We start from the raw sequence: 7,933 nt of genomic DNA on the forward strand, positions 1-7,933 counted from the left end.
ACGCACGGGTTCCGGCTTCGGATGCGGACCCGCGCCGGTCGCGCGGTGCTCTCGGCCCGTCGCCGTAAGGGTCGTAGCGAGTTGTCCGCCTGAGATTCATCGCGCCGCGATCTCTCCCGCGTCATGCTGCCCGTTCGGAACCGTGTCCGGACCAGGGCCGAGCATGCCCAGGTCGGTCGCGGTGGAGGCCGGATCCGCAGCGGTCCGCTTGTTGTCCACAGCCTGACTGTGGACAACAAGCCTGAAGGCAGCGACCTCGTGGACGACGCCGACGCAGCGACCGCCCTGCCTCCGCCACGCGTGGGGTTTGTCGTGAGCCGCAAGGTAGGCAATGCCGTCGTCCGCAACCGGGTCCGCCGGAGACTGCGTGAGCAGGTACGTGCCCGACTCGATCACGTTCCGCCTGGGACGTTGATGATCGTGCGTGCCTTACCGGACAGTGCCACCGCATCCTCAGATGAGCTGGGGCGCGCCCTCGACCGGGCGTTGCGTGAGAGATCATCTCGTGGCCGGTCCGGTAACGGGTCCAGGCTGGGCGACGGGATTGCCAAAACCCTCGACCGGCATCGTCGATGAGCATCGGTGACTGTGTTCTGCTTACAGTCGGTCTACTCGCAGTGTTCGACCTGACTGTGGCAAGCCAGGTCGCCGCGAGGGCCGTGCCGAGGCTGTGCCGTGGCCCCGGCGGCATGGTGCGCAGTCCCCTCGCGTGGGCGCTGCGTACCATGATCCGATTCTATCGGGCCGCCTGGTCCGTGCGCAGCGCCGGCGTCTGCCGCTTCGAGCCGTCCTGTAGCGCGTATGGGCTTGAGGCGGTGCGCAGTTACGGCGGGGTCCGGGGCGGCCTGCTGGCTGCCCGCCGGCTGCTGCGCTGCCAGCCGTTGTCGGCCGGAGGCTATGACCCGGTTCCGACGCGTGACCCGGTTCCGGAGCACGCCCCCAAGCACCCGCACAAGCCGCCCGCGTCCCGCCGTGGCACGAGGGTCAGCCGTGGCACGAGGGTCTAAGGAGACAGGCCAGTGTTGAATCCCCTCTACCATCTCGCGGCACACGCGATCGTCTTCTTCCACGGTGGCTTCGGGCTGATCTTCGGTCAGGGCAGCTTCTTCGCGTGGTCGTTTTCTGTCGTCCTGCTGGTGATCTGTGTCCGCATTCTGATCTTTCCCCTGTTCGTCAGGCAGGTGAAGTCGCAGCGGACGATGCAGCTGATGCAACCCAAGATCAAGGAGATCCGGGAGAAGCACGGGCACGACAAGCAGAAGATGAACGCCGAGATCATGGCGTTGCAGAAGGAGCACGGCAACCCGCTGCTGGGCTGTTTGCCGATCGTGCTGCAGATCCCGTTGTTCATCGCGCTGTTCCACGTCTTCAGCCACCTCCAACCCGTTGAGGGGAAGAACGGGCTGGAATGGGTGGCGCGAGTGGGGTTGACCGCTCACCAGGTGCAGCAGATCGCCGAGGCCAAACTGCTCGGCGTCTCGCTGTCGACGTCCTTCACCTCGTCGTCGAGCTTCCTGGAGTTCGTCCGCGCCGACGGGACGAACGTCAAGATTTTTGCCGTCGTCCTGATCCTGCTCATGGGCATGACCACGTTCCTGACCCAGAAGCAGATCATGGCGCGCACCGGGACAACGGACTCGCAGCAGGCCATGGTGCAGAAGGTGCTGCTCTACGGTTCGCCGATCATGCTGGCGGTGTTCGGTTTCCGCTTCCCGATCGCCGTCCTGCTCTACTGGCTCACCACCAACCTGTGGAGTATGGGCCAGCAGTTCTTCGTCATCAAGAGGATGCCGCCGGTGCTGGCACAGACCGCGACCGGACGCGTACCCGGGGCCCGGGTGGAGGCTGGTAGCGCTGCGAAGGGCAAGACCCTTGAGCCGCCGGCGCGTCCCGCACCCGGTGCCCGGCCGGTGCCCGGCGCTCGGCCCGCGGCGAAGGCCAAGAGCCGTTCCAAGCCCGCCGTGGATGCTCCGACCACGGAATCGTCCGCGACCGCCGTCAGTAAGGCCGCGAACAAGTCCACCGGCAAGGCTCCGCCCGGGACCCGTTCGCCTGGCAATCCCGGCAGTAAGGCGCGGCCGGCGACGGCGGCGGGAAACGGGTCCGGCGCTGCGTCCGGCAACGGGACTGGCGGCAACACGGTTGGTAACTGGGCTGGCGACAACGTGGCTGGTAACGGGACTGGCGGTAGTGCGGCCGGCAAGGTCCAGCCGGCTCCGGCTCCAGTACCGGAAAACGGCGCAGTCCAGGACAACAGGACGGCATCCGAAGGCGAGCCCAAGACCCGTGCGGCAGGTACACCCGGGGTGCCGGCTGGAGCGCGACGCCCATCCGGAGGCTCCCGTCCCGCCAAGCGGCGCGGGAAAGGCGGGCGGCCCGGGGGGCGGCGGTGATCGGTTTCCATAGCCGTCACAGTCGTGCCCGTCGCAGGCGTGCCCGCCAGATCCCCGACAGCAGATGTCCATCCTCGAAGGAGCTGTTCTGATGACCGGTTCGGCACCTGACCTGGCCGCCGACATCGCCGCGGTTGCCGAGGTCGGCGGCCCGTCCATGGCCGCTGACACGCCGACGAACGGCCGGCGGCGCATCGCCGATCTGGAACAGGAAGGCGAGATCGCAGCGGACTATCTGGAGGCTCTGCTCGACATCGTCGACATGGACGGCGACCTCGACCTCGATGTGGAGGGAGAGCGAGCCGTCGTGGCCGTCGTCGGGGACGGCCTGGACCTGCTCGTGGGTACCCGAGGGGAGACGCTGGAGGCGTTGCAGGAGCTCACCCGGCTCGCGGTACTTCAGAAGACCGGCGTTCGCAGCCGGCTGATGTTGGACGTCGGTGGTCACCGTGCCCGGCGGCGTGCTGAGTTGCGGGAGTTTGCTGCGGCAGTCGCCGCGCGGGTGAAGACCGGTGGCCGGCCGGAGAAGTTGAAGCCGATGACGCCGTTCGAACGCAAGGTTGTCCACGACCTCATAGCGACGATCGACGGCGTGGTCAGTGAGTCCGAAGGGGAGGACCCCCAGCGCCGGGTGGTCATTCTCCCCGCGGACTGACCTCGTTCCTGCTTGCCTGACTGTCTGCCGTGATCCACAGAACACGGCAGACAGGGGGTGTATTGCGTTCGTGCTACGCCAGGTCCGGTCGGGCTGACACGGCGCACACCGGCGTCGCGGGACCGAGGCACGCACCTCGCCACGTTGTCGTCGGTCGACACCCAACACCTCCGGTGCCTTCCTCCTCCGCCTCGCGATCTACGTGCCCCAGTCCCGTTCCTTGATCCATACCCCCATTGCCGGTCGCTCTAAGCCGAGGATCAGGGCGAGGGTGGTGGCGAACTCGAAGTACCCGATCGTTCTCAGTCCGAGGCGGCCAACCCGACGCAGATCACCGACCTGTGCGATTCCTCCGACGACCGTGCAGAAAATGATCGGCTCGACGATCATTTTGATTGCGTCGACGAACGTCGTGCCAAGTGGCTGTAGGTTCTCCCCGAGCTTTGGAAAGAGAGCTCCCACGGCGATACCGGCCGCGATGTCGATCAGGACCCACGGGTAGAGCTGGCGGTACCAGGCCCTTCGGACTCCGCTCCTGGCGGCTGATGTGGGCATGGCCATCGGCTCCTCCTCCGCCGGCGGGCCCCGTTTCGTCTGCGAGGACCGCCGACCTGCTGTCGACTGGGCCGACCAGTGACAGCAGGCACAGCGCATCCCGCACTTTCGTTCATAATGGTCACGGCGACGGCTGCCCGTGACCAACGACAAGGCCGGGTGCTGGGGTCACACTGGGACGCGTGTGGCGGGTCCATGATTATCGGCACTCCGGACCCCACCGGGTGCAGCGATTGTGCTGGCGCAGCGTCGCCGGGCAGGTGCTTGTCGTCCAGGTCGTTGTTGTCACCGTGCTCGCCGCCGCCGTGCTCGCCGCTGCCGTGACGACAACGCTCCTTACACAGGCCAGGCGCGGAGAGCGGGATGCTGCACCAACCACCGGCTGCTGCGCGCCAACGACGAGGCCGTACGGTTGCTCGGTCTGCCCGCGCAGGCGGACGGGTGTCCGGTGCGTGATCTGGGTATTGCCGGCTCCCTGTCCGAGCTGCTGGATTCGGGCCGACGGGCCACCGACGAGATCCGTCTGACCGGTGACCGGGTCCTCGCGGTCAACCAGACGCCGGCAGGCCGGGACGGCCGTCCGCTCGGCACCGTAACGACACTGCGTGATACGACCGAGCTGCTGGCACTCACCGGCGAGCGTGACTCCGTACGCGGGTTCGTCGAGGCTCTGCGGGCTCAGGCGCATGAGGCCGCCAACCGGCTGCATACCGTCGTGACCCTCATCGAGCTGAACCGGGAACAGGAGGCCGTCGAATTCGCGACCGCGGAGCTCGCCGCGTCCCAGCAGCTCTGTGAAGGCAGGCGAGGTGAAGGCAGGCGAGGTGACCAGGCCCGCTGAGGTCGGCGGGGGCATCTGCGTCCTGGTGGTGGAGGACGACCCGTTGATTGCTGAAGCACATCAAACCTACGTCGAGCGGATGCCGGGTTTCGCCTACGGCGTGGTCCAGTATCTACTCAGGCCGTTCAGCTTCGCGACCTTCCGGGAGCGGCTCGAGCGCTACGCCGACTACCGGCGGCAGATCTCCGGGACGGGCGTACAGCCCGAACCTGGGGGTGTGGCCCAGCATGACGTCGACCGGGCGCTGGCCGCGCTGCGGGAGCCGACTCCCGCCGAGGCGCCGCAGGGCTTGTCCGCGGCAACACTCGACATGGTGATCGGCCAGCTTCGGGCCGCTGGTGGTCCCGTGTCCGCGGTGGACGTCGCTGACGGCGCCGGTATCTCCCGTGTCACGGCCAGGCGCTATCTTGAGCACCTCGTCGGCCAGCACTCGTCGGCCAGCACCTCGCCATCCGGACGCAACGCTACGGAACCACCGGCCGGCCCGAGTTCCGCTATCGCTGGGCAGGCCGGTGAAGCAGGTGGCCACACTTCCCGCGCCAGCCGATCCGGCCTTCCACGGAGCGTCCTGATCCGGGTAGCGAGGATGCTGGTCGCATGTTGCCTGTGTCCGGCCCCCCGGCCCTCGCCCGTGGAGTGTTCGGGGATGGTTTTGACCTTGCCTGTGTGTATGCGGATCTTCTTGCCACGGTTGGCGTTGACCGCGGGCTGATAGGTCCCCGTGAGACCGACCGGCTCTGGGACCGTCACCTGTTGAACAGCGCCGTGGTCGAGGAGACCGTCGGGCCCGCCGCGACCGTCGTGGACGTGGGGAGCGGAGCCGGGCTGCCCGGTATCCCGCTCGCGCTTGTCCGTCCGGACCTGAGAGTCACCCTCCTCGAACCGATGCAGCGCCGGTGCGTGTTTCTGCACGAAGTAGTGGCGAGGCTCGGACTTGAGGGGCGAGTCACGGTCATTCGGGGACGCGCGCCCGACATTGCCACTACCGTGGAAGGCCACAAGTTTGATGTTGCCGTGGCAAGGGCTCTCGCGCCCTTGGAGCGGTTGGGCGCGATGCTCGTGCCGATGCTGGAACCGGGCGGTGTCATGCTTGCACTGCGCGGTGCGCGCGTTGTCGAGGAGTTGTCGGTCGCGCGAGGTGAGCTGGATGCCCAGGGCTGGCGCGAGGTGGACGTCGTGAAGTGCGGGGTCGGGCGGCTTTCGGAGCCGACCACCGTGCTGCGCGCCGTGTACACCGCATCTGAGCCTGGGCGCCGGCAGGGAAGCGGGAAAACGCGTGAAGCACGGCGAGGACGGGAGGCGCAGCGTGCACGTGGACACTCACGTTCCACGTGAAACAGCGTCGGGGGCAGGTAACACCTCCATAGGTGCGGGACGGGCAGTGCGTCAGCCGTCGGCCCGACCAATGGACTCTCATGATCCATCCACCCCTATCGGAGCGGCGGCGGCGGCGGCAGTGGAAGCCTTGACCATGGAACGACGACGGCCGTTTCCCCGGCCTACCCGACGGCGCATCATTACGGTGGCGAACCAGAAGGGTGGTGTCGGGAAGACCACCACGACGGTGAATCTTGCCGCGGCCCTGGCCATGCACGGGTGCCGGGTCCTGTGTATTGACCTTGATCCGCAGGGCAACGCATCAACCGCTCTCGGGGTTGACCACCGGTCCGGTGTTCCATCCATTTACGAGGTTCTTCTCGGGGATCGACCGCTCGACGAGGTCGTGGTGAAGTCCTCCGAATCCGAGGGTCTCTACTGCGCTCCGGCCACCATCGACCTGGCCGGCGCCGAGATCGAGCTGGTTTCAGTCGTAGCGCGGGAAACCCGCCTGCGTCGGGCGATCGCCGGACTCAAGCGGGACGTCGACTACATCATCGTGGACTGTCCACCAAGCCTCGGGCTTCTCACGGTCAATGCGCTGGTGGCGGCCAAGGAGCTTCTGATCCCCATCCAGTGCGAGTACTACGCGCTTGAGGGCCTCGGGCAGCTCCTGCGCAACGTCGAACTCGTGCAGGCCCACCTCAACCCGGATCTGCACCTGTCCACGATCATCCTGACCATGTACGACTCACGGACGCGACTTGCGGACCAGGTCGTCCACGAAGTCAAGGAGCACTTCGGGCCCCGTGTGCTGGGCACGACCATCCCGCGTAATGTGCGGATCGCCGAGGCGCCGAGCTACGGCCGGTCGGTTCTGACCTATGACCCTGCTTCGCGGGGATCACTGTCCTACCTGGCCGCCGCGCGCGAGCTTGCCGAGCGAGGCTTCGAGCCGAATGGGGGGGGCCTGTGACAGCACGCAGGGGTGGACTGGGGCGAGGGTTGGGAGCGTTGATCCCAACAGCGATGGACAGCGCTGACATCGGGATCGACAACGGCTTCGGACTGAGATCCGGGCCGGTACCGGTTCATGGTGCGACCTTTCGCGAGATCCCCGTCGACTCGGTCACGCCGAATCCGCGCCAGCCGCGGATGCACTTCGACGAGGAGACGCTTGAGGAGCTGGCCGCGAGCCTGCGTGAAGTCGGCCTGCTCCAGCCCATAGTCGTCCGCGAAATCATGCCCGGGCGCTACGAGCTGGTCATGGGGGAACGGCGCTGGCGGGCGTCCAGGCTCGCGGGCTTCAGTCAGATCCCCGCGATCGTGCGGGACACCACCGACGACGCCATGCTCCGGGACGCACTGCTGGAGAACCTCCACCGCCAGCAGCTCAACCCCCTTGAGGAGGCAGCCGCATACGAGCAGCTCCTGCGCGACTTCGGCGCCACCCACGAGGAACTCGCCGGGAAACTCGGCCGCTCGCGATCCCATGTCACCAACATGATTCGGCTGCTGGGTCTCCCACCGGCCGTGCAACGTCGGGTGGCGGCTGGCGTGCTGTCCGCCGGCCATGCTCGGGCACTGCTGTCGCTGGGGGATCCTGATTCGCAGGACCGCCTCGCGACCCGGATCGTCGCCGAGGGTCTGTCCGTACGGGCCGTCGAGGAAATCGTGGCCATGGGCGAGGAGGGGCCGCGTAAGACGGCTCCCCGTGGGCCCCGGGTCATCGCTCCCACCCTCGGCAAGCTTGCCGCCCGCCTGTCCGACCGGTTCGACACCCGGGTGAAGGTCGACATGGGGCGCAGCAAAGGAAAGATCACTGTGGAGTTCGGAAGCATCGAAGACCTGGAGCGGATCGTCGCGGTGATGACGGCCTCGCCGTCGGAGTCGGAGTCGGGATCCGCGACGGAATGAGCGGCCCCGAGCTGATCGGGTGATCTCGGCTCGACAGGCTCCGGATCTGACTGTCGTTTTGGATCTTCTGTCCGGGTCACCGCGCCGGCTGGCGTTGCCCAGGGGGCTCCGTCCGCGGTCGGGGCGGAACGAGCAGCTCCCGCCAGCCTGCCGGGGCTTGCGGCGATCGAGCAGGCTGCGGCTGCCGGCGCCGCGCAGTCTCGTGTACATCACGAGCGGACCAGCGGCGCGGCGTAGTTCGTCGTACGGCCGGTC

At 67.4% G+C, this 7,933-nt stretch carries 10 protein-coding genes and 1 pseudogene; 10 read left to right on the forward strand and 1 reads right to left on the reverse strand.

Going from position 1 to position 7,933, the window contains the following annotated elements:
• From rpmH to U9983_RS25340, 5 genes are all read left to right on the forward strand, one after another.
• Window positions 1-93, forward strand: a 93-nt coding sequence (rpmH, locus tag U9983_RS25320; protein ID WP_322756423.1) for a 50S ribosomal protein L34, incomplete at its 5' end; no start/stop codon positions are given.
• 30 nt (window positions 94-123) lie between these two features.
• Entirely contained in the window at window positions 124-576 is a 453-nt protein-coding gene (gene rnpA, locus U9983_RS25325; RefSeq protein WP_322756414.1) for a ribonuclease P protein component, read from the forward strand.
• Entirely contained in the window at window positions 573-1,007 is a 435-nt protein-coding gene (yidD, locus tag U9983_RS25330) for a membrane protein insertion efficiency factor YidD (RefSeq protein WP_322756415.1), read from the forward strand. The genes rnpA and yidD overlap by 4 nt, the downstream gene beginning before the upstream one ends.
• A gap of 12 nt (window positions 1,008-1,019) precedes the next feature.
• Window positions 1,020-2,393: a membrane protein insertase YidC gene (yidC, locus tag U9983_RS25335; protein WP_322756416.1), complete on the forward strand. Its 1,374-nt coding sequence runs from the start codon at window positions 1,020-1,022 to the stop codon at window positions 2,391-2,393.
• Between the two features lie 91 nt (window positions 2,394-2,484).
• On the forward strand, window positions 2,485-3,048 hold the full coding sequence (locus U9983_RS25340) for a protein jag (protein ID WP_322756417.1): 564 nt from the start codon (window positions 2,485-2,487) through the stop codon (window positions 3,046-3,048).
• Window positions 3,049-3,246: 198 nt separating this feature from the next.
• Here the strand turns inward: U9983_RS25340 and U9983_RS25345 are convergent, their stop codons facing one another.
• The gene (locus tag U9983_RS25345; protein WP_322756418.1) at window positions 3,247-3,609 is read right to left on the reverse strand and encodes a cation:dicarboxylate symporter family transporter; all 363 of its coding nucleotides are present in this window, start codon (window positions 3,607-3,609) and stop codon (window positions 3,247-3,249) included.
• Window positions 3,610-4,015: 406 nt separating this feature from the next.
• Between U9983_RS25345 and U9983_RS25350 the strand changes: the two genes are divergently transcribed.
• The 5 genes and pseudogenes from U9983_RS25350 (at window position 4,016) to U9983_RS25370 (ending at window position 7,678) form a co-directional block, all read left to right on the forward strand.
• Complete coding sequence (locus tag U9983_RS25350; protein WP_322756419.1) at window positions 4,016-4,444, forward strand: hypothetical protein; 429 nt, start codon at window positions 4,016-4,018, stop codon at window positions 4,442-4,444.
• A 25-nt stretch (window positions 4,445-4,469) separates the two neighbouring features.
• Window positions 4,470-4,960, forward strand: a pseudogene (locus tag U9983_RS25355) (helix-turn-helix domain-containing protein).
• Window positions 4,961-5,041: 81 nt separating this feature from the next.
• Complete coding sequence (gene rsmG / locus U9983_RS25360) at window positions 5,042-5,779, forward strand: 16S rRNA (guanine(527)-N(7))-methyltransferase RsmG (protein WP_322756421.1); 738 nt, start codon at window positions 5,042-5,044, stop codon at window positions 5,777-5,779.
• Window positions 5,780-5,849: 70 nt separating this feature from the next.
• The gene (locus U9983_RS25365; protein ID WP_322756424.1) at window positions 5,850-6,737 is read left to right on the forward strand and encodes a ParA family protein; all 888 of its coding nucleotides are present in this window, start codon (window positions 5,850-5,852) and stop codon (window positions 6,735-6,737) included.
• Entirely contained in the window at window positions 6,734-7,678 is a 945-nt protein-coding gene (locus U9983_RS25370; protein ID WP_322756422.1) for a ParB/RepB/Spo0J family partition protein, read from the forward strand. Before U9983_RS25365 ends, U9983_RS25370 begins: the two co-directional genes overlap by 4 nt.
• Window positions 7,679-7,933: the final 255 nt, after the last annotated feature.

Source organism: Protofrankia sp. Cas3 (assembly GCF_963555955.1).
In the GTDB taxonomy this organism is placed as follows: domain Bacteria; phylum Actinomycetota; class Actinomycetes; order Frankiales; family Frankiaceae; genus Protofrankia.